General features: G+C 65.2%; 32 protein-coding genes. 28 read left to right on the top strand and 4 right to left on the bottom strand.

Going from position 1 to position 26,472, the window contains the following annotated elements; genetic code table 11:
• The first annotated feature begins 298 nt into the window (after positions 1–298).
• Complete coding sequence (locus KF708_02660) at positions 299–1,627, top strand: hypothetical protein (GenBank protein ID MBX3411594.1); 1,329 nt, start codon at positions 299–301, stop codon at positions 1,625–1,627.
• 33 nt (positions 1,628–1,660) lie between these two features.
• On the opposite strand, the gene KF708_02655 is transcribed toward KF708_02660, so the two are convergent.
• A complete protein-coding gene (locus tag KF708_02655; GenBank protein ID MBX3411593.1) occupies positions 1,661–2,047 on the bottom strand; it encodes a CoA-binding protein in 387 nt (128 codons plus the stop codon).
• Positions 2,048–2,141: 94 nt separating this feature from the next.
• Positions 2,142–3,392, bottom strand: coding sequence for a HEAT repeat domain-containing protein (locus KF708_02650; GenBank protein MBX3411592.1), 1,251 nt, complete (start codon positions 3,390–3,392; stop codon positions 2,142–2,144).
• A 134-nt stretch (positions 3,393–3,526) separates the two neighbouring features.
• On the opposite strand from KF708_02650, the gene KF708_02645 reads away from it, so the two are divergent.
• From KF708_02645 to KF708_02585, 13 genes are all read left to right on the top strand, one after another.
• Positions 3,527–4,036 (top strand): MogA/MoaB family molybdenum cofactor biosynthesis protein, encoded by a 510-nt coding sequence (locus KF708_02645; protein MBX3411591.1) that lies wholly within the window; start codon positions 3,527–3,529, stop codon positions 4,034–4,036.
• Between the two features lie 281 nt (positions 4,037–4,317).
• On the top strand, positions 4,318–5,295 hold the full coding sequence (locus KF708_02640; protein ID MBX3411590.1) for an endonuclease/exonuclease/phosphatase family protein: 978 nt from the start codon (positions 4,318–4,320) through the stop codon (positions 5,293–5,295).
• A 45-nt stretch (positions 5,296–5,340) separates the two neighbouring features.
• A complete protein-coding gene (locus KF708_02635; GenBank protein ID MBX3411589.1) occupies positions 5,341–5,925 on the top strand; it encodes a bifunctional (p)ppGpp synthetase/guanosine-3',5'-bis(diphosphate) 3'-pyrophosphohydrolase in 585 nt (194 codons plus the stop codon).
• A 160-nt stretch (positions 5,926–6,085) separates the two neighbouring features.
• Entirely contained in the window at positions 6,086–6,373 is a 288-nt protein-coding gene (locus KF708_02630) for a hypothetical protein (GenBank protein MBX3411588.1), read from the top strand.
• 5 nt (positions 6,374–6,378) lie between these two features.
• Positions 6,379–6,786 carry a hypothetical protein gene (locus KF708_02625; protein MBX3411587.1) on the top strand — a complete coding sequence of 136 codons (408 nt, stop codon included), beginning with the start codon at positions 6,379–6,381 and terminating at the stop codon, positions 6,784–6,786.
• Positions 6,783–7,808 (top strand): S8 family peptidase, encoded by a 1,026-nt coding sequence (locus tag KF708_02620; GenBank protein MBX3411586.1) that lies wholly within the window; start codon positions 6,783–6,785, stop codon positions 7,806–7,808. Before KF708_02625 ends, KF708_02620 begins: the two co-directional genes overlap by 4 nt.
• A 5-nt stretch (positions 7,809–7,813) precedes the next feature.
• A complete protein-coding gene (locus KF708_02615) occupies positions 7,814–9,181 on the top strand; it encodes a hypothetical protein (GenBank protein MBX3411585.1) in 1,368 nt (455 codons plus the stop codon).
• Complete coding sequence (locus tag KF708_02610) at positions 9,178–9,678, top strand: cytochrome c (protein MBX3411584.1); 501 nt, start codon at positions 9,178–9,180, stop codon at positions 9,676–9,678. Before KF708_02615 ends, KF708_02610 begins: the two co-directional genes overlap by 4 nt.
• Before the next feature lie 66 nt (positions 9,679–9,744).
• Positions 9,745–10,080, top strand: a complete 336-nt coding sequence (locus KF708_02605; protein MBX3411583.1) for a hypothetical protein — start codon at positions 9,745–9,747, stop codon at positions 10,078–10,080.
• Between the two features lie 122 nt (positions 10,081–10,202).
• Entirely contained in the window at positions 10,203–10,757 is a 555-nt protein-coding gene (locus tag KF708_02600; protein MBX3411582.1) for a ParB N-terminal domain-containing protein, read from the top strand.
• Positions 10,736–12,079 carry a GNAT family N-acetyltransferase gene (locus KF708_02595; protein ID MBX3411581.1) on the top strand — a complete coding sequence of 448 codons (1,344 nt, stop codon included), beginning with the start codon at positions 10,736–10,738 and terminating at the stop codon, positions 12,077–12,079. Before KF708_02600 ends, KF708_02595 begins: the two co-directional genes overlap by 22 nt.
• A gap of 331 nt (positions 12,080–12,410) precedes the next feature.
• Positions 12,411–13,994 carry a hypothetical protein gene (locus tag KF708_02590; GenBank protein MBX3411580.1) on the top strand — a complete coding sequence of 528 codons (1,584 nt, stop codon included), beginning with the start codon at positions 12,411–12,413 and terminating at the stop codon, positions 13,992–13,994.
• A 271-nt stretch (positions 13,995–14,265) separates the two neighbouring features.
• Positions 14,266–15,675, top strand: a complete 1,410-nt coding sequence (locus tag KF708_02585; GenBank protein ID MBX3411579.1) for a phage portal protein — start codon at positions 14,266–14,268, stop codon at positions 15,673–15,675.
• On the opposite strand, the gene KF708_02580 is transcribed toward KF708_02585, so the two are convergent.
• Together KF708_02580 and KF708_02575 are read right to left on the bottom strand one after the other, a co-directional pair.
• The gene (locus tag KF708_02580) at positions 15,651–16,040 is read right to left on the bottom strand and encodes a type II toxin-antitoxin system VapC family toxin (protein ID MBX3411578.1); all 390 of its coding nucleotides are present in this window, start codon (positions 16,038–16,040) and stop codon (positions 15,651–15,653) included. The two genes, KF708_02585 and KF708_02580, sit on opposite strands and share 25 nt — an antisense overlap.
• On the bottom strand, positions 16,037–16,291 hold the full coding sequence (locus tag KF708_02575; protein MBX3411577.1) for a DUF2281 domain-containing protein: 255 nt from the start codon (positions 16,289–16,291) through the stop codon (positions 16,037–16,039). The genes KF708_02580 and KF708_02575 overlap by 4 nt, the downstream gene beginning before the upstream one ends.
• Before the next feature lie 261 nt (positions 16,292–16,552).
• On the opposite strand from KF708_02575, the gene KF708_02570 reads away from it, so the two are divergent.
• The 14 genes from KF708_02570 (at position 16,553) to KF708_02505 (ending at position 26,462) form a co-directional block, all read left to right on the top strand.
• Complete coding sequence (locus tag KF708_02570) at positions 16,553–16,735, top strand: hypothetical protein (GenBank protein MBX3411576.1); 183 nt, start codon at positions 16,553–16,555, stop codon at positions 16,733–16,735.
• Between the two features lie 168 nt (positions 16,736–16,903).
• A complete protein-coding gene (locus KF708_02565; protein ID MBX3411575.1) occupies positions 16,904–17,893 on the top strand; it encodes a hypothetical protein in 990 nt (329 codons plus the stop codon).
• Between the two features lie 73 nt (positions 17,894–17,966).
• Positions 17,967–18,464, top strand: a complete 498-nt coding sequence (locus tag KF708_02560; GenBank protein ID MBX3411574.1) for a hypothetical protein — start codon at positions 17,967–17,969, stop codon at positions 18,462–18,464.
• Between the two features lie 342 nt (positions 18,465–18,806).
• The gene (locus KF708_02555) at positions 18,807–19,970 is read left to right on the top strand and encodes a hypothetical protein (protein MBX3411573.1); all 1,164 of its coding nucleotides are present in this window, start codon (positions 18,807–18,809) and stop codon (positions 19,968–19,970) included.
• 40 nt (positions 19,971–20,010) lie between these two features.
• Positions 20,011–20,319, top strand: a complete 309-nt coding sequence (locus KF708_02550; protein MBX3411572.1) for a hypothetical protein — start codon at positions 20,011–20,013, stop codon at positions 20,317–20,319.
• Positions 20,320–20,351: 32 nt separating this feature from the next.
• The gene (locus KF708_02545) at positions 20,352–21,191 is read left to right on the top strand and encodes a hypothetical protein (GenBank protein MBX3411571.1); all 840 of its coding nucleotides are present in this window, start codon (positions 20,352–20,354) and stop codon (positions 21,189–21,191) included.
• A 19-nt stretch (positions 21,192–21,210) separates the two neighbouring features.
• Positions 21,211–21,426 (top strand): hypothetical protein, encoded by a 216-nt coding sequence (locus KF708_02540; GenBank protein MBX3411570.1) that lies wholly within the window; start codon positions 21,211–21,213, stop codon positions 21,424–21,426.
• The gene (locus tag KF708_02535) at positions 21,423–22,097 is read left to right on the top strand and encodes a hypothetical protein (GenBank protein ID MBX3411569.1); all 675 of its coding nucleotides are present in this window, start codon (positions 21,423–21,425) and stop codon (positions 22,095–22,097) included. Before KF708_02540 ends, KF708_02535 begins: the two co-directional genes overlap by 4 nt.
• Entirely contained in the window at positions 22,094–22,495 is a 402-nt protein-coding gene (locus KF708_02530; GenBank protein MBX3411568.1) for a hypothetical protein, read from the top strand. The genes KF708_02535 and KF708_02530 overlap by 4 nt, the downstream gene beginning before the upstream one ends.
• 206 nt (positions 22,496–22,701) lie before the next feature.
• The gene (locus tag KF708_02525; protein MBX3411567.1) at positions 22,702–23,070 is read left to right on the top strand and encodes a hypothetical protein; all 369 of its coding nucleotides are present in this window, start codon (positions 22,702–22,704) and stop codon (positions 23,068–23,070) included.
• Positions 23,071–23,179: 109 nt separating this feature from the next.
• Positions 23,180–24,049 carry a hypothetical protein gene (locus tag KF708_02520; GenBank protein ID MBX3411566.1) on the top strand — a complete coding sequence of 290 codons (870 nt, stop codon included), beginning with the start codon at positions 23,180–23,182 and terminating at the stop codon, positions 24,047–24,049.
• 19 nt (positions 24,050–24,068) lie between these two features.
• Entirely contained in the window at positions 24,069–24,446 is a 378-nt protein-coding gene (locus tag KF708_02515; protein ID MBX3411565.1) for a hypothetical protein, read from the top strand.
• A 50-nt stretch (positions 24,447–24,496) separates the two neighbouring features.
• A complete protein-coding gene (locus KF708_02510; GenBank protein MBX3411564.1) occupies positions 24,497–25,108 on the top strand; it encodes a hypothetical protein in 612 nt (203 codons plus the stop codon).
• Positions 25,109–25,157: 49 nt separating this feature from the next.
• Complete coding sequence (locus KF708_02505; protein ID MBX3411563.1) at positions 25,158–26,462, top strand: hypothetical protein; 1,305 nt, start codon at positions 25,158–25,160, stop codon at positions 26,460–26,462.
• Positions 26,463–26,472 lie beyond the last annotated feature (10 nt).

Genomic DNA, 26,472 nt, shown 5'->3' with positions numbered 1-26,472 from the left:
CGCGAAGCGTCGTCGGGGGGCTGGTGCGACCGGGGGCTGCGGCGAGGGTCGATCGGCCAACGCAAGTGACGAACTGACGGCAGGTTGCGACCAAAGGCCGAAAATGCCGCGTGCGGCACGGGCACCTTGTAAAACTTCCTAAACTCCTTATCCTTTCTGGGTATATCAGCGTGCGGGTGGGGGTCTGTACGGCTGCTCGTACGGTGCCCCCAATCTTGTTGAAGGCGTGGGCATCTTACGGCGCCGCTCCCGCGCGACGCTGGGCTGTTCCGCGCGGACAACCCGCGATGAAGATTCGATGAATCAAATCCTCTACCAGTACGAGATCAATCCGACCACGTGGGTCTACGTGTCGTCGATGATGACGATCGGGATCTACTTCAAGTTCGGCCGGTTCTGGAGCGTGAGGAATCTGGACCTGGTCGCGCTGATCGCCCTGGCGCCGGGATTGTTGCTCGTCGAGCATGGCCCCGACACGGAGGCCTTCGGCTACGTCTGGCTCTTCGTGCTGGGCATGTTCTGGCTGATCCGGCTGCTGGCCGACCCGATGATGGTTCGCCGGCCCCTGTTGGAACCGAACCTGTCGCCGGGGGGGCTGACGTTCATGTGTGCGTCGCTGCTCGTCTTTCTGATGACCAACGTCATCACGGCCGAGCTCACGCCGAACGATCTCGAGGGGGCGAAGCGCCTGAACGACGTGCTCAGCCGGCAACCTTCGGCCGAGGGGGATGTCTCGCTGGCGGCGCATGGGCCCGGCTATCCGCTGCTCCACTTGCTGGCGCTGGTGCCGAACGAGGCGATCCTCGACGTGGACGAATCGCTCCCCCCCGATCAATCGGAATTGCTCGTCCACACGGCGACGGCCCGCACGATGGCCATCATCTCGCACCTGGCGATCGTGTTCGGAATCATGTTCATCGGGTACCGGCACTTCGGCAATCTGCGGATGGGCATTGCCGCGGCGGCGCTCTACCTATTGCTGCCCTGCACGGCCCAGATGGTGGGGCGCGTGGATCACGTGCTGCCGGCGGCCCTGTTGGTCTGGGGGGTGGCCTGTTATCGACGTCCGCTGCTGGCCGGCATGTTGATCGGACTGGCGGCGGGGGCGATCTACTATCCGATTTTTCTGCTGCCCCTCTGGATCAGCTTCTATTGGCAGCGTGGACTGGTGCGGTTCCTGTGTGGCGTGTTCGCGATGCTGGCGCTCGTGACCGCGACGCTGGCCTTCACGTCGGCCGATTCGGCGGCCTTCTGGAGTCAGGTCAGCCAGATGTTCGGCTTCACGACCCTCACGCAGCAGCCGGTGGATGGATTCTGGTATTTCAACGAACCGGCCTATCGAATTCCGGTCGTGGCGACGTTCTGCGCGTTGTGCTTGAGCATGGCCATTTGGCCGGCACAAAAAAATCTGGGCACACTGCTGAGCTGCTCGGCCGCGGTGATGCTGGGCACGCAGTTCTGGCATGCCCCCAGCGGCGGACTGTACGTGGCCTGGTACCTGCCCCTGCTGTTGCTGACCGTCTTCCGCCCGAACTTGGAAGACCGCGTGGCGCTGAGCGTGTTGGGGGCGGGCTGGTTCACGAAGCGGAAGTCGAGCCCCATTCGGGGCATCGTTCGCGCTGCCTGACGCGGCCTTACGGCGGAAGGACCCAACGGCGGTTCAGTCGTCGCCCAGGCGGTCGGGGTGGAGCCCCAGGTTGACGATGCTGCAGGCCATGATGGGATCGAGGCCGAGTTCTTCGGCGCGCTCGATGACGTCGGCACTCTCGCTGCCCGGGTTGAGCCACAATTCCTCGCAGCCCCGCTGGGCGATCTCATCGAGCGCGGCCAGGGTCACCGCCGGCGGCAGGTAGACGCTGACCCGTTCGATCTTGCCCTCTGGCACTTCGGCCAAGGAGCGATAGACCGGCAGGCCCTCGATGGTGCCCCCCTTGGGATTCACGGGAAAGACTTCGTAGCCTTGCTGCAGGTGGGCGCGGACCGACTTGTTGCCGAACTTCGAGCGATCGGCACTGGCGCCGAGTATGGCCACGGTGGGCTTGAGCATAGCGAGGAAATCTCCAAGGACGTGTGCCGCAGGAGCACAAAAGGGGCACCCCTGACCACTGAGTGGAGTGTAGCGATCGCGGCGAGGGCCGCAATCAGTTGCGCCGCGCGTCGAGATCGGCCGGCGCCTTGCGCGTGGCGAACCACTGTTTCCAGCGTGGGACGTCGAAGTCGAAATTGGCGCCGGTCAGTTTGATGAGGGCGTCGAGCACCGAGTGGTTTTGCAGGCGCTGGGTGATGATGCGCGTGCTTTGCCCGACGGAGAGCCCTCCCGGCGCGCCGCCACCGCCGGGGGTGGTGTTGAAGGTGGAGTTGATCGATTCGGGGCTGCCCGAAGTGATCTTGTGCTTGTGGACGGTCACCAGGGCATCGATGAGGGGTTCGACGGCCGTGGGGCTGTTCATCACGCGGAGGCAGTCGGCGGCACGATTGACCGACTGGTTATCTTTGCTGCGCAGGCCCGAGATGTATTGGGCGACCACGTCCGGGTGCTTCTCGACGGCGAGATAGTCGAGCGCGGTGAGGCGGACTTCTTCGTTGGGATCTTCGAGCGAGAGTTGCACGAGCAGCGCGAGGGCCTTGGGCGTGGCGATGTTGCTGACGGCCTGCGCGTAGAGGGCGCGGTGGGCATCGATTTCATCTTCTTTGAGGGCGCGCGTGAGGGCGGGCAGCGCGTCGGGGTCTCGCAGGGCGCGCAACTGGATGATGGCCTCTTCGGCCCGATCCGTTTCGAGCCAGTCGCGCCAGCGTTTCAACTTGCCTCGCCAGGCGGCCTCGGCCTGGTCTGTCTGGCGGCGTTCCTCGATCAGTTGCACCTCTTGCGGCAGGACCCAGCGGCCCTTGTACTTCACGTAGCCGCGCGAGGCCATGACCGAATCTTGCGTGACCCATTTCCCCTCGAGCTGCGTGTAACCCAGCGCGCGGCGTGCCGCGAGGTGGTTGGTATCGAGCTCGAGGATGCGTTCGAGATGGGTCTTGCGCGCCGCCGGGTTGCCATTCTGGCGGCACCATTCGGCCAGTTCCCATTGTCCGGCGACGGTATCGGGATATTGAGGCCGGATCTCTTCGTAGCGCGTCTGCGCGGCGGTCTGATGGATGACGTCGACGACCGCCGTGCGGGCCAACGTGACGCGCCCGCCCGACTTCGTTTCGATGACATACTTCTCGCGCGGCTGCTCGTCGGGATTGAGGAGCTTACCCTCGATGCGTCCTTTGTTGGCAAGTTGGAAGATCTCGCCGCGCGCGGGGGGCGCCGCGCACACGCTCAAAGCCATGACCGCCAGCAAGGGGACCAGGCTGGTGCGGGGAGGTACACTCCTTCGAGATGTCGGGAGCAGACTCGACATGGCCAACCGACGAGAAATTCGCAGAACGAAAGGGTTCCGTCCAGACTGGGGCGCCGGGGGGTCGCTCGCGGCGCGTCACCTCCAGTATATAGAGGGGCTGGGGTGAAGTAGCGAGAAAACTGCCGGGGAACGACATGACCGATACGGTGGCGGAACACAGACAGGCATCGCCCCCGCAGGTGCGCTGCGGAGTGGTGACGGTGAGCGACACGCGGACTTTGGCCGACGATCGCGGGGGGGGCCTGATCGTGGAATTGCTCTCGGTGGCGGGACATACAGTAGCGGCGCGGGAGATCGTGCCCGACGATCCGGCCCTGATCGGGGATCTGGTGATCCAGTGGCGGGATCGCGAAGATATCGATGCGATCCTGCTGACCGGTGGAACCGGCATCAGCCGCCGCGACCAGACCTTTGAAACCGTCGAGGTCCTGCTGACCAAGGTGCTGACGGGCTACGGCGAACTGTTCCGCGTGCTGAGCTACCAGGAGATCGGCGCCGCGGCGATGTTGAGCCGGGCCCTGGGAGGCGTGGCCGAGACGACGGTCGTGCTCACGATGCCGGGCTCTCCCAACGCGGTGCGCCTGGCGATGGAAAAGCTGATTCTGCCGGAGTTGCGGCATCTGGTCCGCGAGGCGACGCGGTAGCGGCTCGATCTGGCGGCCGGTCGATGCCGTCTTTGCTAGCACCCGCCAAGTTGCCCTAGGGAGTCGGGGCGGGCTTCGCTATTCTACGCGGCCCAATTGTCCGTGGCACCGGCACTCAGCCTGTGCAGATTTGAATTTGAATCTGTTTGAAGAATTCCCTCGCTGACGCTTCGGGTTGCGATTACCCAATCCCCACCCGAAGTACACGACCCATCATCGCGTGCGTGGCACGAGGCTGCGCGCGTGTCGACCCGTTCGCACGATTGCCCAAGGAGGGGCACATGCGTCGCCTGCTCAAGCTGTTGCTGCTGGTTCTGGCCGCCGGAGGTGGTGGCTACTACGTGCAAAAGAATGGCGTGCCGGGGCTCGATCAGCTTCAGCCGTCTGGTTTGGAAGGCACGACGGTCGCTTATTCGGATCCGGTGGCGCCGTTTCGCGCCGGCTCGACGATCCGCGTGGCCACGTTTAACATCCAGGTCTTTGGCGAATCGAAGATGTCGAAGCCACACGTGACGCGCATCCTGGCGGACGTGGTGCGCCGTTTCGACGTGGTGGCGATTCAAGAAATACGGGCGGTGAGTCAGGAGATCCTGCCGCGATTTTTGGCCGAGGTGAATTCGGTGGGGCGGCAATACGACTACGTGATCGGTCCGCGGCTGGGGCGCACGTCGAGCAAGGAGCAGTACGCCTACATCTACGACACGGCCACCGTGGAGCTGGATCGGGAATCGGTCTACACGGTGCAGGATCCCGACGACTTGTTGCATCGCGAGCCGCTGGTGGCGGCGTTTCGCGCCCGCGGGGTGCCCGAGGCGGAAGCATTCACCTTTACGTTGGTCAACGTCCACACCGATCCGGACGAAGTGCGAGAAGAGTTGAACGTGCTCGACGACGTCTATCGGGCGGTGCGTGCCGATGGCCGTGGCGAGGATGACATTCTCATGCTGGGCGATTTCAATGCCGACGATCGCCGCATGGGCGAACTGGGGCAGGTCTCGGGCATCACGGGCGTCATTCGCGGTGTGCCGACGAACACGCGCGGCACGCAGATGTACGACAACATTCTCTTCACCGAGCCGGCTACGAACGAGTTCACCGGCGGCGCGGGAGTGGTGGATCTGATGGAAATGTTTCACCTGACCCAGGAGCAGGCGCTGGAAGTCTCGGACCATCTGCCGGTCTGGGGGGAGTTCAGCGTCTACGAAGGTGGTCGGGGCGGACGGCTGGCTACCCGTCCCGAAGAGGCCGGGGCGCGATAAACTAACGGAGTGGGCAAACTGTCTGCTCCGGGGAGTTGATCGCGTATGGCAACAGAAAGTCGACTTTCGTCGCGTTTCGAGTCCGCGCTGGTCTATGCAGCGCAGTTGCACGCGGCGCAGACGCGCAAGGCGTCGGATGTGCCGTACGTCGCCCATCTGCTGGCGGTGGCGTCGCTCGTGATCGAGCACGGCGGCGACGAGGACGAAGTGATCGCGGCGCTGCTGCACGATGCGATCGAAGATCAAGGAGGCGCGCCGACGCGGGCGGCCATTGTCGAACGCTTCGGTCCGCGGGTGGCCGAGATCGTCGCCGGCTGCACCGATGCGGAGGTGATGCCGAAGCCCCCCTGGCGGGCGCGCAAAGAGGCCCATCTGGCCCATGTGGCGGTGGCGTCCGACTCGATTCGGTTGGTGATCGCGGCCGACAAGCTGCACAACGCGCGCGCGCTGCTGCACGATTATCGCCTGCACGGCGAGTTGCTGTGGGAGCGTTTCAACGGCGGGCGTGAAGGAACTCTCTGGTACTACCGCTCGATGGTCGACGCCTTGCGCCGCGGCTGGTCGCACGCGTTGGTCGATCAACTGGCACGCGAGCTCGATGAGCTCGAGCGGCTGGCGAACATCGATTGAAATCAGGCCACGCGCGGCGCTAAGATACGACGCGTGGTGAGTGGTATCCGCAGGGCCTGAACCGATTCAGGTATTTCGCAGAGCCCGACGCCGAAGGTTTTCGGCGGCGGGCTTTTTTCGTGCGCTGAGCGCAAGGGGACGCGCGGCAGTGTGGACAGTGATGAGCGATTTGGCCATTCCGGAACTGGGCAACGTGACGGCGACGGCGATTCTCGGCTGGTATGCGTGGCACACGGCCTCGCGGACGATTCCGGAGCTGTTGCGCGACTTTCGGGCCGAGCTGGCGGCGGGACGGGCCGAGTTCCGCGCGGAGCTCGAGGCGTTTCGCGTCGAGTTGGCGGCCGAACGTCGCGACCGGCACGAGGATCACGTGTCGGCCGTGGAGGCGATTCACGAGTTGGCCGAGCGCCTGCCACCACCCGGCGCGAACAAACCACGAGAGGAGTAATCGCGATGACGTCTGAAGTCGTATTGCCGAGCGGGCTTTTCGACCGCACAGGAAAGCTGCGACAGATTCTCGATCTGCTGGCGGCCGTGCGCGAGCTTGAAGGCTCGCTCACCGAACCGGCTGGCTTGCGGGCATACGTGGGCCTGGTACTGCGCTTTGCCGAGTTGTTCGGGCTCGAGCCGAGTTGGCTCGAGCGTCTGCATGGCGTGTTGAAGAACGACGCGACGTTCGAACTGTTGCTGGCGATGGTGCGATACGCGTCGAGTTGGCTGGGACGGGCCGACGAGCGCCCGGGCAAATCGGTGCGCGCGGCGGAAGCGCAAGCCGCGGTCGAGGCAAGCTCGCTGGCCGAATGGCTGCCGTTCGTGTTGTGGCTGCTCGAGACGTGGCGCCGCCTGCGAGGTGAACGATGAGCGAGAGGACGGGAAAGAGCGCGTCGTGGCGGTTGCCTCCCTATGCCGTCGAGGCGCAGTTTGTCGCGCTGTCGGAAACAGTCGACTGGGGCCTGAGCCTGTACGGCGTGCCGGAGCAATGGCGCGACTCGCGCGGCGCTGGGGTGACCGTAGCCGTGCTCGATACCGGGATCGACGAGGGGCATCCCGATCTGGCCAGCGCCGTGGTGGGGGCGCGCGACTTTACGCGCTCGCCGAGTGGCCCGATCGATCGCGTGGGACATGGCACGCATGTGGCCGGCACGATCGGCGCGCGGCAGAACGAATTGGGAGTCGTCGGCGTGGCGCCGGAATGTCGGCTGCTCGTGGCGAAGGTCTTGGGCGATAGTGGCAGCGGCAGTGGGGCAAGCGTGTCGGCGGGGATCGATTGGGCCTGCGAGCAAGGCGCCGACATCTTGTCGCTGAGCCTTGGCTCGCCGCAGCCCAGCGAGGAGATTCGCGGGGCCATCGCGCGGGCGTCCGGGGCGGGCAAGATCATCCTCTGCGCAGCGGGAAATGAAGGGCGCGACGACGCCGTGAACTATCCGGCGCGCTGGTCCGACACGATCGCCGTTGGCGCGGTCGATCGAAATGGCCGGTTGGCTTCATTCTCGAGCCGCGGACCGGAGGTCGATCTCTGTGCGCCGGGGCAGGATGTGCTGTCGACCTACCTGCGCGGCGGCTATGCCAAGCTCTCGGGCACGAGCATGGCGACCCCCTTCGTGAGCGGCGTGGTGGCACTGATGCTGGCGAAGCATCGGCGTCAACGCGGCAGGACGCCCGTCGAGGAACGTGTCCAGGTGGTCGAACATCTGCTGCGAACGGCGATCGATGCCGGACCGACGGGCAAAGACCCCCAATACGGCTACGGCCTGATTCATCCGGCGGGGGCACTCGCGGCGCTGGCGCCGCAGCCGGCGACGCTCGAGCTGCGGATCGGGCCGGTTTCACTCAACGGCGTGCCGGGCGAGTTGGTGTTCGTTCCGACAAGCGACACGGAGTAATCACGTTGTCCGCGATGGTCTTGGGAATGCTCTGTGCGATGGTGTCGGCGAAGCAGCACGTCTCGCCCGCCGACGAGCTGCGCGCGGTGCTGGCCGATCTCGAGACGCATGTGCCTCGGGTCGACTGGCGCGAGACGCGCTACCTGAGCTTGCACAACCTGCCGCGCGAGCGCTGGGCAGAGACTCATGCGGTGGTGTCGTTCGTGCTGAACAGCGTGAGCCGTAGCGATCGGATCGTGCGGCCCACGATCGTGCCGGACCGTGGCGGGGGACTGTTGCGTTTCTCGCTGGCGGATTACGGGCTGCCGGCCGAGGCGTGGGAGCTGCTTGCCAGCGAGGATCCCTACTGGCATCTGCGCAGCGAAGTGCTCGACCCGGCAAGCGGCAAGCGGAAGCAGGTCTTCACCGATGGGGGCTGGGTGGGGCTCGAGGCGGGAGAGGCGCTGCGGGCCAAGACGCGCAGCGCGGGCGCCCTACTGCGGGCCGATTTCTTCGTGGCGCGGGTATCGACGACGCTCGACGGCGGACACTACTACCGCTTCGCCGGCATCCCGCGCACCGAGACGGAATGGTTTGCGGCGCTGGGCATCGATTTGAAGACGGTAAGCACGCTGCACGCCGATCGCGGGGCGAACATGATTCGTTCCGACATCACGCAGAAGGTGCGACGCGTGGTGCGGCGTCAGGGACCGCTGGGGGGCACCTGGCAGACGTACGACGTCGCGCGGAGCACGCCGGAGCGCGATCCGTTGCGCCATCCGTTCGCGTTCGAGTTCGATGCGTCGGAACATATCGCCACGAAACGGAATGGCCTGCACCTGTTCAGCCTGAACGATCGGCAAGGCGCGCGGCAGGAGACCGTGCCCGACGTGGTGGCCAAAGACACGAGCGATCCGCACGGACCGGGCATCGTGGCGCCGATGCTATCGTGCGTGCGCTGCCACGTCGAGTCGGGCCTGCGTCCTATTGCCAACGACCAGCGGCACCTGGCCGAGCGTGGTGTGGACCTGTTCGCGGAGCGTACGCAAGACGCCGATCGCCTGGCGGCCTTCTATGGATCGACTTTGGAAAAAGAGTTGCGGCGCGATCGTGAGGACTATGCCGAGGCCGTCGCGGCGGCCACCGGCGGATGCGACGCCGCCGAGGTGGCAAGCTGGCTCGCCGAGATGTATCGCGACCATCGCGACGCGCTGGTGACGCCGGCACGCGCGGCGCGCGAGCTCGGCGTGCCCCTGGAAGATCTGGCGGACGTTTTGGGTGGATCGACCGATCCGGTGTTGCTCGCGTTGCAGGCGGGTTTGAGCGTGCAGCGCGAGCAATGGGTGGCCTCGTTTGCAGAAGCGGCGCTCCGCGCCGCGGGAGAAAAACCATGAAATATTGGGGCGCGTTGATGGTCGTGGGGCTTGTCTGTAGCGCCAGCGCGGCGGATTGCACGATCGTTCGGCGATCGGTCGGTCGACACGTCGCGGTGCAAGTCGATGCCGGGCTGGCCGTAGTGCCATTTGCGGTTCCCGTGGCGGTGCCGGTGGCCGTCATCTCGCAACCGGTGGTGTTCTATGCACGGCGCGTGGAGTTGGCCGCCGAGGTATCGCCAGCCACGGCCAGGGAGAGGCGAGCAACACCACGTGCCCCACGTTCGGCGGCCGACGTATTGCGAACGCACTGCGCGGCGTGTCATAGCGGGCCGACGGCCAAGGGAGAGTTGCGCTTGTTCGAGCCGGAGGGCGCTCTGGTCGAACGATTGCCGCGCCGGGCGATCCTCGACGCGGTGACCGAAGGGAGCATGCCGCAGGGGACGTCGACGCTGACGGAGGAAGAGATCGATGCCTTGCGCGAATGGGCGACACCGCCCCGCGAGCTGTTGTATTGAACGGGAGCGTGAAGTCCGGGGCCGGCTGACGTGAGACAGTCCACTTTCTTAACCAGGAGTACGAGCATGAAAACGCTGTTGACGTTGATCGCGTTGTGGATGAGTGGCGTCGTAGGTGACCTGGCCATGGGTTGTCCTTTGGCGCCGGTGTGCGCGTCGGCCGAGGTGGCGGTTCCGGCGCAGGTCGTGCAGGCGGACGTATCGTTCCTGGGCGTGGCGCCGACGTTCGTGCCCCAGGCGGTGGTGGTGTCGCCGGGTTACGTCGTGGCGCCGTCGGTGGTGGCGAGCGGCGTGGTTGCTCACTCGGAAGGGGTGGTGGTGCGTCGTTCGACTGTATTCCGATCGCGACTGGCGCCGATGCGGGCTTCGTCGCGCGTGACGATTCGTACGCGCGTGCGGTAGCTCGCAGGCCAGGCGGTACAGGCCCGATCGCCTGTGCCGCCTGGCTGAAGCCGGGTTCGAAAACGCACAGGCCGGTGGACTGTCCATCTGATTGGCTTACTGTCCGAAGGAATTACAACCTCATGTTTCGCGATCGCATCAAGGAGCTTCGTCGCGTGCCCGCTGCGGCTTTGCGGCCGAATCCACGAAATTGGCGGCGGCATCCGGCCGGACAGCGCGCGGCGCTGCGGGCCATGCTCGACGAGGTCGGCTTTGCCGATGCGCTGCTGGCGCGCGAGTTGCTCGACGGCTCGCTCGAGCTGGTGGATGGGCATCTGCGGGCCGAGACGGCGGCGGACGACGAGGTGCCCGTGCTCGTGCTCGACCTGGAGGAGTCCGAGGCGGACAAGTTGCTGGCCCTGCTCGATCCGCTGGCCGCCCTGGCCGAGACGGATCAGGTGGCGCTGGGAGACTTGTCCGCTCGGTTGGAACTCGAGAGCGAGGCGCTGGGCAACGTGCTGGCATCGATCCTCGACGAACCGTCGGTGCTGGATGCCGCTCGACACGAAGAACCCGAGACGCCGGTGGTGCCGGAAAGTTTCGTGGTGGCGATCGAATGCGACGATGAGGGGGAACAGCGTCGAGTCTACGAGCGCATGCGCGAGGAGGGCTATCGGTGCCGCGTCTTGACGTTGTAGTGCAATGTCCGGTGTTCGATTCGTTTCGCGTCGAGCAGGTGGCGGGCATGTTCGACGTGCCGTTGGCCGAGAAGGCGACGGAGACGTTCTCGGTCGACGTGCCTGGCGCGGACGAACCGTGGGAAATCGGCCTCATCGTCGGACCGTCGGGGAGCGGCAAGAGCACGATCGCGCGGCGGGCCTTTGGCGAGGCGCTTTACACGCCGCGCGACTGGCCGGCGGACCGCGCGGTCGTGGATGGCCTGGGCCAATTGCCGATCAAGCAGATCACCGGGCTGTTCACGGCGGTGGGGTTCAGCTCCCCCCCTTCGTGGATCAAGCCGTACCACGTGCTGAGTGGCGGCGAGCGGTTTCGTTGCGATCTGGCGCGGGCTCTCGCGGTCGGCTGCGGTGCGAACGAAGAAGGGAGGTTGGAAATCGAGCGCCCGATCGTGGCGTTCGACGAGTTTACGAGCGTGGTCGATCGCAACGTGGCGCGGGTGGGTGCGGCGGCGATTGCCAAGGCGATTCGCTCGGGGCGCACGGCGTGCCGTTTCGTGGCGGTGACTTGTCATTATGACGTGGCCGAATGGTTGGAGCCCGACTGGGTGCTCGACATGGCCACGCGGCGCTTGACCTGGGGGCGTCTTCGGCGGCCGCGCGTTCGGCTCGCGCTGGTCCGTTGCGGCCGCCGTGCGTGGGACTGTTTTGCGCGTCATCACTATCTGAGCGGCAAGCTCTCGTTCGGCGCGCGCTGTTATCTGGCCCTGTGGGAGCAAGAGCCGGTGGCGTTCTGTGCCGTGTTGCCGGTGATCGCCTCGCGCGGCAAGTGGCGTTTGAGCCGCGTGGTGACGCTGCCCGACTATCAGGGCATCGGCATCGGCACGCGGGTGGTCGAGGGACTGGCAGAGGAGTATCTCGCGGAGGGTGAACGATTCTTCGTGACGACGGGACATCCGGGCATGATCGCGCACTGTCGCGATTCGCGGCGCTGGCGGATCGTGCGGGTCAAGAGGACGGGCTCGCGCGCGAGCATCGACCTAGCGAACTATCGGGGCACCGGCATGCGAAGCGTGGTCTCGTTCGAGTACCGCGGCGGGAGTGACGATGGGAACACGAGCCGAGAAGGATCCACGGAAGAAGCCTCGCGTCCGCGCCGAATCGCCGACGAGGGGAGTGCTGAGCTCGCACCAGCGCGCTCAGATTTGCGCAATCATCGCCGTGGGGTGCAGTCGAAGCTGCGCCGCGAGCTACATCGGCTGTCGGGTCGCGGCGATCGACGAGCTCGCCGCGCGGAGCAGGACGTTTCGCCAGCAACTGGCCGAGGCGGAATCGAAACATGAGCTCGCGCATCTGGAGAACATTCGCGCGGCGGGCAAGAAGGAGTGGCGGGCCTCGGCCTGGGCACTCGAGCGGCGCTATCCCGAGCGCTACGGCGCGCGGAAAATAGACGGACTGACGGGCAAGCAATTGTCGCGTGTGCTGTCGGAGTTCTCCACATTGCTTTTGGGGCAACTCGGCGATGTCGCCCAGCGCGAGCATGCCGCGGCGGAGTTGCACGACCTGTTGGATGAGATCGAGCAGCGGGGTTAGTGGGCAGTGGGCAGTGGGCAGTGGTGAGATTTTTCCGTGGTTGAATCTTCCTCGAAATTGGCGCCGTTTTTGGATGCTGGCGTGCCCTTGCCTGCCGTGGCGAACGTGGCGCGGCAACTGCTGGGCATGCTCGGCACGCAACAGATGCGCGTCGAGGGGCACGGCACGGCGCCGCGTCCCGACTCGCCCGGCTTGCTGGCGTGGGCGCGCGAGTTTCTACCGCGCCACGTGCGCTCTGCCCCCTCGCTCATGCACGTCTGGGTCGCCGAGCAGCTCGACGGCTGGCATCGAGCCGAGGGGACGAAGCTCAATGTGCTCGGCCCCCGCGGCAGCGCGAAATCGACGCTGGTGACGCTGGCTTACGTGCTGCGGTCGGCGGTCGAGGGGCGCGAGCCGTACATCTGGATCGTCTCGGACACGCAGAGCCAGGCCTGCACTCATCTGGCCAACCTGCGAGCAGAATTGGAACACAACCGCCGCCTGCGGAAGGTCTATCGCTGGTCGACACGGCCGGGCGCCATCTGGCGGAGCGATGTCTTGTCGCTCTCGAATGGCGTGACGATCGAGGCCTACGGCACGGGACAGAAAGTGCGCGGCCGGCGGCGGATGCACCATCGGCCGACCTTGATCGTCTGCGACGATCTGCAGAACGACCAGCAGGTGGCCACGCCCGAGGGACGCGAGCGGGCGCGACAATGGTTTCACGGCACCTTGCTCAAGGCGGGCGCCCGGCAGACGAACGTGGTCAACCTGGCCACGGCGCTGCATCGCGAGGCGCTCGCGCTCGAGTTGCACGAGAATCCGGGCTGGACATCGCGCATCTTCCGAGCGATCGAAAACTGGCCGGACGACATGAAGTTGTGGGAGGCGTGGGAGGCCCTCTATACGGATCCGGCGCGCGAGGATCGCCGCGAGGCGGCCCGGGCGTTCTTCGAAGAGCATCGCCCGCGGATGGAGGCTGGGGCCACCGTGTTGTGGCCCGAGGTCGATGATCTTTACCGGCTGATGCAGATGCGCGTGGAGAGCGGACGGGCGGCGTTCGAGCGGGAGAAGCAGAATTCGCCGCTGAATCCCGAGCTGTGCGAGTGGCCGGCCTCGTACTTCGACGCGGGCATCTGGTTCGACGACTGGCCGCAGGATCTGCTGGTCAAGACGATCGCGCTCGACCCGAGCAAGGGGCGCGACGGCGAGAAGGGGGACTATTCAGCCTATGTGGTCTTGGGGATCGATCGGCAAGGGACACTCTACGTCGAGGCCGATCTCGACCGGCGCCCCACGCCGCAGATGGTCGATGACGGAGTGGAGTTGTGCCGGCGTTTCCTACCCGACGCTTTCGGGGTCGAGTCGAACCAGTTTCAGGAGCTGCTCGGCGACGACTTCGCCGAGGCCTTCGGACGGCAGGGGCTGCCGCTGCGCATCTGGACGCTGGACAACCGCGTGAACAAACGGGTGCGCATCCGGCGGCTGGGTCCGTATCTATCGCGCCGCGCGGCGCGATTCAAAAGCCACTCCCCTGCGACGGCACTGCTGGTCAACCAACTGCGCGACTTTCCGTTGGGGGCTCACGACGACGGTCCCGACGCGTTCGAAATGGCGCTGCGGCTGGCAGGCGAGTTGCTCGCGGGGCGCGGTTCGCCCGATGGACTTGGAGACCGATTGATTTAGTGGGCAGGGGTAGCACCGATCATTTTGCGGTGCGAGTGGACTACTCGATTGGCCCGAGTCGCAAAATGGTCGGTGTTGCGCAGCAACCAGAGGATGAGTGTTGTATCGCGATCGGTAATCTCGATGCCGGCACGACCCTCTTGTCGCTGCGCGACACGGACGTCCTTCCGACTTCACCTCCCACTGGCCAGCAAGCCGCTCGCGGAAGAACGTCCGTGCCACCCGCCACTGCTGGATTGGGAAACCAACTCACTTAGAGAGAGGACCGACGATGCGTACGACCTTGGACCGTTGGGAACATCGCCTGCAAGAGGCGTTCGACGAGTTGTATGCCAGCTTCGTCGATCCGTCCGAGCCGTTTCATGGCGAGGATGGCGAGCGGTGGCTGCCGTTGGGCATGACGAACGCGGTTCTGGCCACGGAGCTTGCTTTTCGCAACGAGCAGGAGCTGGCCGAGATTCGCCACGAGTGCCGCCTGCTGGCGACGACGAACGAGTTTGCCATCAATGGTCACGAGAATCGGGTGAGCTACATCGTTGGCACGGGGCACACCTACCGAGCCACGCCGAAGAAGGGACTGGCCGTGCCGGAGCGTCTGGCGGCGCAGGCCCAGGAGGTGCTCGACGAGTTCGTGCGCGAGAATGCCTGGCATTGCCGGCAGCAGGAGATCGTCCGCCGGCGCGACCGCGACGGCGAGGCATTCTTGCGATTCTTCGCCGATGACGACGGCACGACGCGGGTCCGCTTCGTCGAGCCGGGACAGGTCTCGACCCCGCACGAGCTGCTGTCGGATGAGTCGGTGAGCTTCGGCATCGAGACCGCCCCGCACGATGTCGAGCAGGTGCGGTGCTACTATGTCGAAGGAGAAAGAGTACCGGCCGAGGAGATGCAGCACCGCAAGGCGAATGTCGATGCGAACGTAAAGCGCGGACTGCCGCTGTTCTTTCCGGTGCGAAAAAATCTCCGTCGCGCGGAGCGCATTCTGCGGAACATGAGCGTCGTGGCCGAGATTCAATCGGCGATCGCGCTGATCCGCAAGCATCGCGGCGGCTCGCGCACGGCGGTCGAGCAGTTCGTTCGCGGCCAGGCCGATGCAACGGTCTCGCGCGGCGCCAGTGGCCGCACGGCGAGCTATCGGCGTTATGGAGCGGGGACGATCCTCGACGCCTATGGCGACGTGGAGTACGACTTTCCGGCCGCGGGAATCGAAGCGGGCAACTTTGTCATGATCCTGCAGGCCGAGTTGCGGGCGATCGCCAGTCGGCTGGTGATGCCCGAGTTCATGCTCACGTCCGACGCCTCGAACGCGAACTACTCTTCGACGATGGTGGCCGAAGGGCCGGCCGTCAAGATGTTCGAGCGCTTGCAGGCGGAGCAGGTCGAGGCGGATCTGGACGTGATGCGGCTGGTAGTCAGCACTGCGGCCCGGGCGGGACGACTGCCGGAAGAGGTGCTCGAGCTCGTCGAGATCCAGGTGGGCACGCCGTCGCTGTCGGTGCGCAATCAAGTCGAGGAAGCGCGCATCCGGGCAATCGAACACCAGCACGGCATTCTTTCGCCGCAGACGTGGAGCCAGCAGCGCGGGCTCGACTACGACCAGGAGCAGGCGAACCTGGCGCTGCACGCGGCCCGGGGTGCCATACCGCATGGTAATACTCACCAAGCGCGGGTTACACCGTAGCGATCGAATTCGGAATCGGCGCTGACGAGAGTGAGATTGCCCAACTGGGCCTGAGCGATCAGCAATCGATCAAACGGATCGCGATGGTGATTCGGCAGTTTTTCAACCATCGTTGCATGCGCGAGCGTGATGGAAATCAATTCAAAGTGATTCCGCGCAATCTCGCGTGGGAGAAATGTCTTGCAAGATTCTCCCAAGTCCAATTTGCCCAGCCCCACCTTGATGGCAATCTCCCAACAACTAGCGATGCTGACGAGTTTGCGGTTGTCTGCTTCTTCGATGAGTGCCTTAGCGGACGTGGAGAGTTGGGGATCATCCCACAGGAACCACAACATGGCATGAGCATCGAGCAACAAGCTCGTCATCCCATGTACTCCCGAAACTCTTCCAGGGGAGCGTCGAAATCAGGCGCCATCCAGTGCTTTGTTTCCTTCGCGCTGCCGGCGCGACAGGGCCAGTGCTGTGCATGAGCGCGAACCAACGTCGCCAGCGGTTCACCCTTTTCGACAATGACTAACTCCTCGCCAGGGGCCAGGATCTGGATGAGCTCGCTCAATTGAGCCTTCGCGACGTCAAGGCTTACGGTGTGCATCTGGTTTACCTGTTCGCGCGACACGTGAAGATACCACCCTCAATTGTACCAGAATATTTGGCCTTGGTGCGAGGTTCTGCATCGAACATGCACGCGATCACTTTGAAGCTACTCGGATGGGCGATACGAAATCGGCTCTTCTGGAAAGGCCTGAATCAACTGGTCAAGATGTTCGAGCGTGACGATCGAGCATTAAGGGCGCGTAACCGTTCACTCCCCGGGGCGTGAACGGTTACCAAAAAAGTCGCGTGGAAATCGGCCACCGGCCGCGGTACTCTCACCATCATGACACTGACGCACACGAGTGAGACGAATCGCAAGCGTGTGGCTCAGGCCGAAACGGTTTGGGCCGAGTTGCTCGCCGAGATGTTGCAGCGCGGCGTCCACGGCACGGCGGCTGTCGAGGTGTGCGTGCAGGATGGCACGATTCAACACGTGCGGCGCCGCGTCGAGCGGCTCGAGAAGTAACGAGTAACTCGCGACTGAATAATCCGGGTATCCGAACGGGCCAGGGCGTAGCACGCGGCGCGATCCGAAGATCGCGACGGACGCACGCCAGGTACGGCATCGAACGGGGCCCACTCGAAACGACCGCGTTTCGGGTGGGCTCCGTTTTTTTATGGGGAGAAGGCAGCCATGCCACAGTCGTTGCAGGAGTATGTCGATTCGCGCGGCGTGGGGGTGCGGGTCGATCGCGAGCGCGGCATCATTCGGGGCGTGAAGATCCTGGGACTCGAATCGCGGAATGGCCGCCGCTATCGCGAAGAGGCGCTGTTGCGGGCGGTCTCGCTCTACGACGGCGCGAAGGTGAACGTCAACCACGCACGGGCCGGCAGCGCGGCGCCGCGCGAGTACCAGGACCGCCTGGGGGTAATCCGCGGCACGGTCGTCCGCGCCGGTGAAGGCCTGTTCGGCGACCTGCACTTCAACCCGAAACACGCGCTGGCCGAACAGTTGATCTGGGACGCCGAGCACGCGCCGGAGAACGTGGGCTTCTCGCACAACGTGCTGGCCCGCACGAACCGCGAGGGGAATCGGTTGATCGTCGAAGCGATCACGAAGGTGGAAAGCGTGGACCTCGTGGCCGATCCGGCGACGACGCGCGGTCTGTTCGAGGCGGAAGAGGCGCCAGGCGAGGATCTGGCCGGCGAGCCACCCACGGATGCTCCGCGGGACGACGAGCTCGTGGCGTGGAGCGAGCTGACGGTCGAGTTGCTGGTCGAACGGCGGCCCGACCTTGTCGAGGAGATTCGCGCCACCGCGGCCGACGACACGGCCGAGATGCAGCGCGAGCTCGAACGCTTGCAGGCCGTGGAAGCCCGCACGGCGCGACGCGAGCTGATCGAGCGTCTGCTGAGCGAGGCCGAGTTGCCGGGCCCCAACGAGGGGGAGCACGCCCGGACCATCGTCAGCCACTGGTTTCTCGAGGCGCTCGAGCAGGCGCCCGACGAGCGGATCGTCCGCGAGATGGTCGCCGATCGGGCCCGGCTGGTACGCGAGGTGTTCGGTCCGGGGGCACCGCGCCGGCGGCGCGCGGGAGAACCGCAGTCGCGCGAACAACGTTTCTTCGAGCGGCAGCGCGACGAAGCGCTCGACGCGCGGCAGTTCGCCCTGGCGATCCGTTGATGCAGCGGCGTGGCAGGCACAGAGCCATTTTACTTCGACACGATTCACTTGACCGCAGAGGAGCAGACCAGCGATGGCCGACACGATGCGTTGGAGATATGGCGATACGAAACCGGTGGTGTCGAACGACGTCGCGTCGGCGACGGTGCTCGAGATCGGCGATCTCGTGTTTCAGGACGCCTCGGACAGCAACAACCCGAAACCGGCCGCGGACACGGGGGCGATCCCCGGTACGCACGCCACGCTGGCGGCCGCACAGGAGGCATTCCACGACGAGTTTTTGGGGGTGGCGATGCAGCGCAGTCCCGCCGGCGCGACGAATCGCGTCCGCGTGGCGACGGCGGGCGTGTTCGAGTTCGTCTGCGCCTCGGCGACGTTCGCGCTGGGCACGTTGGTGGGAGTCGACGACAACGCCGGCGGGACCGCGCTCGAGAACCAGCAGGTGATCGCGGTGGCGACCCCCAACCTGGCGATCGGCCGGGTGGTGAAAGATTACCCCATGGCGACGACCAGCGTGCTGGTGGAAGTGGTCGGCACGGTGACGGCGGGTGGCCCGCAGGCGATGGCCTAGTCGATGGAGAGAGGGTCTCACGCAGAGACGCGGAGCGAGAAGGAGACGCGGCGGGGAAGTGCGTGGGTAGCAGACGTTCTTCCGCGTGTGGCTGGCTGGCCAGCAGGAGGTGGAGTCGGAAGGACGTCCATGTCGCGCAGCGACCAGAGGGTGGTGCCGGCATCGAGGTTATCGATCGCGATACAACACTCATCCTCTGGTTGCTGCGCAACACCGATCACTTTGCGACTCGGGCCAATCGAGTAGTCCACTCGCACCGCAAAATGATCGGTGCTACTCCTGCTTTCCGTGAAACACCGAAACAGTTCAAGAAATATAGTCAAATCAAAGAGGAGCCTCACGGTGGGAGCGATCAAATATCGGGAGTTGAAGCGGCGGTATCAGCTCGATGGGGCGGAGCGGACGGTGCGGCAATTGTCCGAGGCGCTGCGCGAGAAGCATCTGCGGGCGGAGGATTTCAGCATTCGCGATCTGGCCGAAGGGCTGGTGCCCGACGGGCGCGAATGGGTGCGGATGCTCGATCCGCGCGGCGAGGGCTCGGTGCGGCTGCTCGAGGCGGGGGATGGGGTCGACGTGACGGCGTTTCTCAACATCACCGGTCAGGTGGTCTACTCGAAGATCCTCGAGGCGTACGAGCAAGAAGCGTTCGTGATGTCGAAGCTCGTGGAGACGATTCCCACGCGCTTCGATGGCGAAAAAATTCCGGGCGTGGGCAGGGTGCGCGACGCGACGGGAGAAGTACACCCGGGCATGCCCTATCCCAGCCTGGGCTTCGGCGAGGATTTCATCGAGACCCCTTCCACGACGAAGCGCGGCTTTATCGTGCCGGTGACCAAGGAGGCGATCTTCTTCGATCGCACGCACCTGGTGCTCAGTCGTGCGGCCGAGGTGGGGGAGATCCTGGGCTTGAACAAGGAGAAGCGGCTACTCGATCTGCTCGTCGGCGTGACGAACAACTACAAGTGGAACGGCGCCAGCTACGACACGTACCAGGCGAGCGCGCCCTGGATCAACGTCAAGTCGGGCAATGAGTTGATCGATTGGACCGACGTCGACGGGGCGGAACAGCTCCTGGCCGACATTCTCGACCCGACCACGGGTGAGCCGATTCTGGTCCGCGCGACGAGCGTGCTGGTGATGCCGGCCTATCGCCATGCGGCCCATCGGGTGTTCAACGCCGTGGAGATCGACTACCAGCCGGCCAGCGCCGCCACGACGACGCGAGCGAGCAACCCGCTGGGCAACTACCAGGTCCACGAAAGCCGGTTGGCGTATCGGCGGATCGTGGTCTCGGGCGTGAGTGCCGACGACGCGAAGAAGTGGTGGTTCCTGGGGGATTTCCGCAAGGCGTTCGCCTACATGGAGAACTGGCCGATCACGGTCACGCAGGCCCCGGCCAACAGCGAGGCGGAGTTCAGCCAGGACATCGTCGTGCGTTTCAAGGCCAGCGAGCGCGGCGCCGCGGCCGTAATCAACCCGCGCTACGTCGTCAAATCGACCGGCTGATGCGCGGCACGCGACTTCACCCTGCAAGAAGGACGATGCGATGACCAGGCTGGGAGACGATACGGTTCACGGTTTCGACCATGGCCGCAAGAGTGAGATCGGCACGACGGCGGTGCCGCTGGTGGCGACGTCGCGGAAGGGGACGCGCGGCGTGCAACTCAAAGCGGCCGCGGACAATTCGGCCGAGGTGTACGTCGGCAACAGCGACGTCACGACCGACGCGGCCGATGCCACCGACGGATTTCCGCTCTCCGCGGGGGAGGGGCTGTTCGTGGCGGTGGACGACGCGAGCAAGATCCATCTCCGCGCCCCCTCGGGCACGCAGAAGGTGTTTTATCTAGTGCTGTGAAGCGAATCGAGTTCTGTGGCAAAGGAAGCGTGATGCGCGGGCGAGCGATGCACCAACCGGTGGCGACCAGGCAGTACGGCACTCCGTGCTGGTTCACGCGGGCCGAGAGATTCTCGCCGGCGAGCGTGGCGGGACTGGTGCTGTGGCTGGCGGCCGACGATGCGGCGTCGTTGTTTCAGAGCTCGGGTCTCGACACGCCCGCGCTGGTCGATGGCGACCCGGTGGGAGGTTGGAAGAACCGGGGGGCGGGAGCATATCACGCGTTGCAGGGGACGGCGGATCGGCGTCCCCTGCTCCGCTTGAACGGGGTGAATGGCTTACCGCTGGTGGAGTTCGACGGCAGCGACGACTACCTCGCCGTGACGCGCATGACGGGGAAGTTCTCGGATGGACTCAGCTACTTCATGGTGTTGAAGTTTGCCGATGGCCGACCGCCCGGCACGCGGCGCCCCTTCGGGGCGAGGACAAGCTTCCCGATTCAAAGTTACTTTACCGCCACGCTGCCCAGCAGTGGTTCGATGGTGCATGCGACGTGGATCGACGCGGAGTATTACGAAGCACCCCTGCTCTCGCTGGACGATGGCGAGACCGAGTGGCATTTGTTGGCGACGGTGATGACGCGGGGAGGAGATTTGACGAGCTACGTCGATGGCATCGAGACCGCCACGGTCGACATGAGCGCATCGACCTGGTCGAGCATTGCCAGTCCCGTGTCGGAAAGCCCTTTTCTCGGGGCCGAGAATCTCGTCGGTTCCCCCACGGGGGCACACTCGCTACGGTTGGCCGAGCTGCTGATCTACGGCACGCCGCTCGGCGGAGCCGACCGGGAGGCCATCGAGCAGTATCTGCAGACCAAGTACGGTCTGAGCTGACGCTTTAGGAGACGACTACATGAGCGACCAGGCGACGATCGCCACGATCAAGAGCCAGATGCTGGCGCTGATCGCGGCGATTACCGAGAACCCGAAACCGAGCTACGCGATCGACGGCCAGTCGGTTTCGTGGAGCGACTATCTGCGACAGTTACAGGCCAGCGCCGAATGGTGCGATCAACAACTCGCGCGCAGCGAGCCGTTCGAGATCCACTCGCAGGGGTTCAGTCCATGACGATCGAGCTCGACGTGGCCGACGATTTCCGTTCGTTCGATGCGCTCGAAGGGATCGTGTTGCGTTCGCGCAGCGGCCTGCACGAAACGGCGATCGCGCGGGCGCTGCGAAGAAGCGTAACGCGGCGTGAGGCGGCCCCCTCGGCCGGCTTCTACACGCAGGCCGATACGCGCTGGCACTTCGAAAGTGGGGCGGTCGAGACGGAACCCGAAGTGGGGGGCACGATCCTCGACGCCACGGGGCGCATCTGGCGGGTGCTGGGCGTGTCGCACGAGACGCTGAGCCAGCGCTGGACGTGCTGGTCGCGCGAGTTGTCGTTGGCCGGTGGATTGACCGACGTGATCACGATTCAGCAGGCCGCCTGGACGAAAGGAGAGGCCGGCGCGCTCGTAGCAAGCTGGAGCGATTACCTCGCGCCACTTCGCGCACGCGTGCAGCCAGAAGGCTCGGCGATTGCCACGCAACACCGCCTGCGCAGCGTGCCGCGGCGCTACCGCGTGTACCTGGCCGAGGAAGTGGCGGTCGATGCCAACCACCGCATCATGCATGGCAGCGAGATCTATCACGTGCTGGGCTTCGAGCGACCGTCGCGCATCGACGAGCTGTTCGTCATCCTGGCCGAACAAACTCCCTGGCCGCTGGGAGGTGGAAACGTGGGGGGCGCCGTATGAGTCTCGAAGGGGCGATTCACGAGCGTTGGGGGGCCACCGCGGCACTGGCGGCGCTCGCGCCGGCAGAGCGTGTCTTGACTGGCGCGGCGCGCGGCGATCTCCCCCTGCCCTACGTCGTGCTCGTGCGCGAGGGAGAAAGCGCACGCCTGCGCACGAGCAGCCACACCGAGGTAACCGAGATCCTCGTGCGGTTCGAGATCTATGCGGCCGAGCTCGACCTGGGCAAGGCCATTGCCGAGGCGCTGCGCGGACCATTCAATCGGCAGGGTTTTGCACTCGAGGTGGGCACGTGTCTCGTGATGCAGGGGACGAGCGAACAGGAACAACTGGCCGCCGACGGCATCTGGACGGTCACGGCGAACTATCTCGCGCGCATCGCCCTGCCCGTGGCGAGTTGAAGAAAACAAGCGAACTGAGGTACGGGGATGACAGACACGTTGACGGCGGAATTGAGTGTGTCGCTGGCCTGGATCTCGCCAACAAGACGGATGGCTGGACCGTGACCGGGAGCAGCAGCGACGTGCTGCGGATCACGAATCCGAACGCCACGAGCGTAACTTACAAGATCGCCCTCTTGGGCACGAGCGCATAAAGGAACAGATCGATGGCAGTCATCAGCGGCAAAGACGGTTCGGTCACGTTCAACTCGGCGGAGGTCCTGCAAGTCACCGGTTGGACGCTGACCCATACGTCGCACAATTCAGCCTGGGCCAGCTCTTCGACCGGGGGATATCGGCAGCGCGTGGCGGGCGTCAAGGACTGGGGAGGCAGCTTCACCGCCAAGTACGACGCGGCGATCGTGCCGACGGTCGGACAGTCGGCGGCACTCGTGCTCGAGCTCGACGGATCCGACAGCGCGACCGGCAACGCGATCATCGACTCGGTCAGCCTGCTGGTCGACATCAACACGGGGGAGGCCGTGGGCTACACGCTGGCCTTCAGCGGCAACGGGGCGCTGACGATGCCGAGTTAGGGTCAGGGGTCAGGGGTCAGGGGTCAGGGGTCAGGGGTCAGGGGTCAGGGGTCAGGGGTCAGGGGTCAGGGGTCAGGGGTACGCAACGTAACGAGCACTTGTTTCATCTATGCCTATAGCTTTTGAAGAACTTGTCGGCTCGCCGCGGATTCGCATTGCGGATGGCCGCTTTTTCGCCACCCGCGAGTTCAAGATCGCGTGGAGCGACACGATCGACTTCGCGGTCGAGCTGTTGGGTGGTTACCGTAACATCGACGGCACGTTCGTCTTCAGCGAGCCGGCGATTTTTCCGGGCGTGCCGCAGGCGATCTGTCGTGATGTGGATCTCGACCCCTTTCCGCCCGACAAGATCGTGACCAGCGCTTCGAGCTCGCTCGTGGGGAATACGAACCTGCCCGAGTTCGCGCTGGTCACGGCGCGCTACACGATCCCGCTGCACAACAACCATCGGCAGAAGCGCAAGCATCAGCCCGAGGTGCCCCCCGGGACATTTCTCACGAGCCAGAGCGAAGTGGGGTCCGAACAGGCCACGCTGCCTGGCTGCGCGATGCAATGGAAGGAGGACGAGTCGCCCTTCGACGGCGACATGGTGCTGGGCAAGCTGCTGCCCACGGAAGAGCTGACCGAGATCTGGGAGAAGGTGCCGATCGAGCTCGCGCCGTGGGATGCCATTCGCGACGCGCGCGGCAAGGTAAATGACGCGCCGTTCCTGAATCACGCGGCCGGCACCGTGCTCTTTCTGGGGGCCGAAACGACCCTCGAGAATCAGCTTGCGGGGGACGTGCTGGTGAAGCTGACCTATCGCTTCAAAGTGCGCGAAGTCCCCTCGACGAGCTCGCCCGACCTGCTGTTCGGCTGGAACCACTTCTATCGCGGCGCGGCGCATGCGGGAGAGCACTGGCTCGAGATTGCCGATCTGGACCACAACGCGCCCTATCCCGCGTTCGATTTCATGAAACTCTTCACGTTCGAACCGTAATCGGTTCAGGCAGCATTCGATGATTTTGGAAGAAGTGCGCGCGGGCGAACCGATCACGGCCGAGTGGGCCAACACGCTGGTGCGCGCCGTGCGGCAGATGCAGCGAGTCTCGGCCGCGGCGCCGTTGCGGTGCCAGGTCGATTCGAGCGGGTTGCACCTCTCGCTCACGAGCTGGCCCCGTTGGGAGTTGTGCGAGCTGACCACGGAGCTCTCGGCGGGCAGCAGCGCCAAGGCCGTTCCGCTGGTCTTCGTCAACAGCCTGTGGACGCATCTTGGCGGTTGCGAGTTCGACGTGTTCGATTCGCTGGGAGACAAGAATGGGCTGGTGGGAGATCGCCTCTGGGCGTACTACTCGCCCAAAAGCCTGCGCTGGGAGATCGTGCAACTGGCATGTTGAGCGCGAGACTTCCACTATTCGAGGCCGGTCGGTGGCCGCGCGCCGGCGGGATGCTTGCTTTCGCCGGCGGATATCCCTGCTGTTGCCAACGCTCGCGCGGCAGCACGTCGAGCGAGCCGCCGGGCAGCAGCGCGACCAGCACGAGCAGCGTCTCGTTGGGCACCACGGTGTGCGGCATCTGTCAGGGGGCGGTGACGTCGCAGTATTACCGCGTCGACCTGGCGGGGATCGCCACCGGCACGGGGCTCTGTCTCGGCGGTCGCACTTGCGCCAATCTTGATGGATCGTACGTGCTGGGGCCGCTCGCGGAGCTCACCGTCGAGGGGAACACCTACTGCCAGGCGGGGCTCGAGATCGCCGGCGTCTGCCGCGACGACGACAGTTGTTTCGCGCTGCTGCGCCTCGTCTTCGAACGGCCCCTGGTGGGAGATCTCGCCGGGCATTATCTCGTCTACGTCGAATTGTCGAGCACGGGCGAGTGCAACGAAGACACGGGCGAGCCGATCATGACCTTCTTGCACGACTTTGGCAGCGACGGTCCCCCCGACTGCCTCGGCAGCTTTCCGCTCATCATCAGTGGCGGCGTGGTGGAATTCGTGATTACGCCCAAATGCGCTGCCGGCGGGGCAACCTGCACGATCACCGCGATCGCCCCTCCGTGACCCCGCCGTGAAGTCTCGTAGCCATGTCACGTTTACCGCGGAGCAACCGATGGAACCCTGCACGCATCGCCTCGTCGACGAGGAGCTGCCCGTGTGGCGCTGCTCGCATCCGCAGGTACACAGCCGACTCCAGGTAGTGTGGTCGGGCGTGTGCGCCGGTTGTATGCGGATCGATGGCGGCGTACGCACGGTCGAACCACGCGAGCTCGTTTCCCTCCCCTCGAGCGGCGATCCCGCGCAGCGCTCGCGCGGCCTGGGCGATACGGTGGCGAAGTTGCTGGCACGCTGGGGCATCAAGCAGCGGCCCGGCTGCGGTTGCGCCGCGCGCCAGGAAAAGCTCAATCGCTGGTTTCCGTATCGACGGCGACGAGCGTCTCTCGCGCCGCGAGACACCGCACTGGAGCCACCCTCTTCCGAGGCGCAGCTCTTATTGCGCTTTCCGCACGGGTTTGGCGATGCGGTGCAGTTGACCACGGTGCTGCTGCACCTGCGCGAGTTGCGCCCCCGCTGGACGATCGACGTGGCGTGCAAGCGCGGGGCCGATTCGCTGTTTGCGGGGCTGTGCCGCCAGACGTTGCGGCTCGATGCGATGCCGCCGCTCGAAGCGACGTACGCGTTCGATCGCACGCTACCCTGGGACGAGCCCGACCAGACCTACCACGACTCGCCCAGCACGAAGGCCGAGAAATGCCTGCGCGAGGTGTTTGCGCTGGCGCCCGTCGAACGGCTGTGCCGCTACCAGATCACGCCGAGCGATGTTGCTCGGCAAGCAGTGGATCGATACCTGCGAGAGTTGTGCGGTCGCGTGGAAGCGCGCGCACCGATCGTGCTTCTGCACTACCAGGGGAACAGCGCCCGGGGGGGCAAGAACCTCGACGAGCAGATGGTGCGCAAGCTGGTGGCCGTCGTAAGGGGGCGTGGATTAGCGCCGGTGGTGCTCGACTGGGAGACGCCTCCGAGGAGCTCGTTGGTACGCGAGGGACTCGTCGCCTGCCCCGGGGCTGAAGACCGGTTGTGGCAAGGGCTGGGCACCGGGGATGGTGGCGTCTTGGCGGCGCTGATCGCGCGCGCCACGGCGATGGTGGCCATCGACTCGGGGCCGGGGCACGTCGCCGCCGCGACGAGCACGCCGACGCTGGTTGTCTGGCGGCGCCATCATCCGGTGAACTACTTCGGCCTCGACGACGGCCAGGTCACGCACGTCGTGACGCGCGATCATGGCCGGTATATCCGCGGCGACCGAGCCACGGGGGAGGATTACTTGCGGCGGCGCTATCGAGCCCTCGTGGCCGACGCGCCCTATCGCGTTTTTCTGCCACGCCTGCTCGAGGAACAATTGCGTCAGCTCGTTTGAACAGGCAGTT

This window comes from Pirellulales bacterium, assembly GCA_019636335.1.
Classification (GTDB): domain Bacteria; phylum Planctomycetota; class Planctomycetia; order Pirellulales; family JAEUIK01; genus JAHBXR01.
The sequence above is the reverse complement of the archived record's forward strand: the minus strand, read 5'-3'. Positions and strand labels throughout refer to the sequence as shown.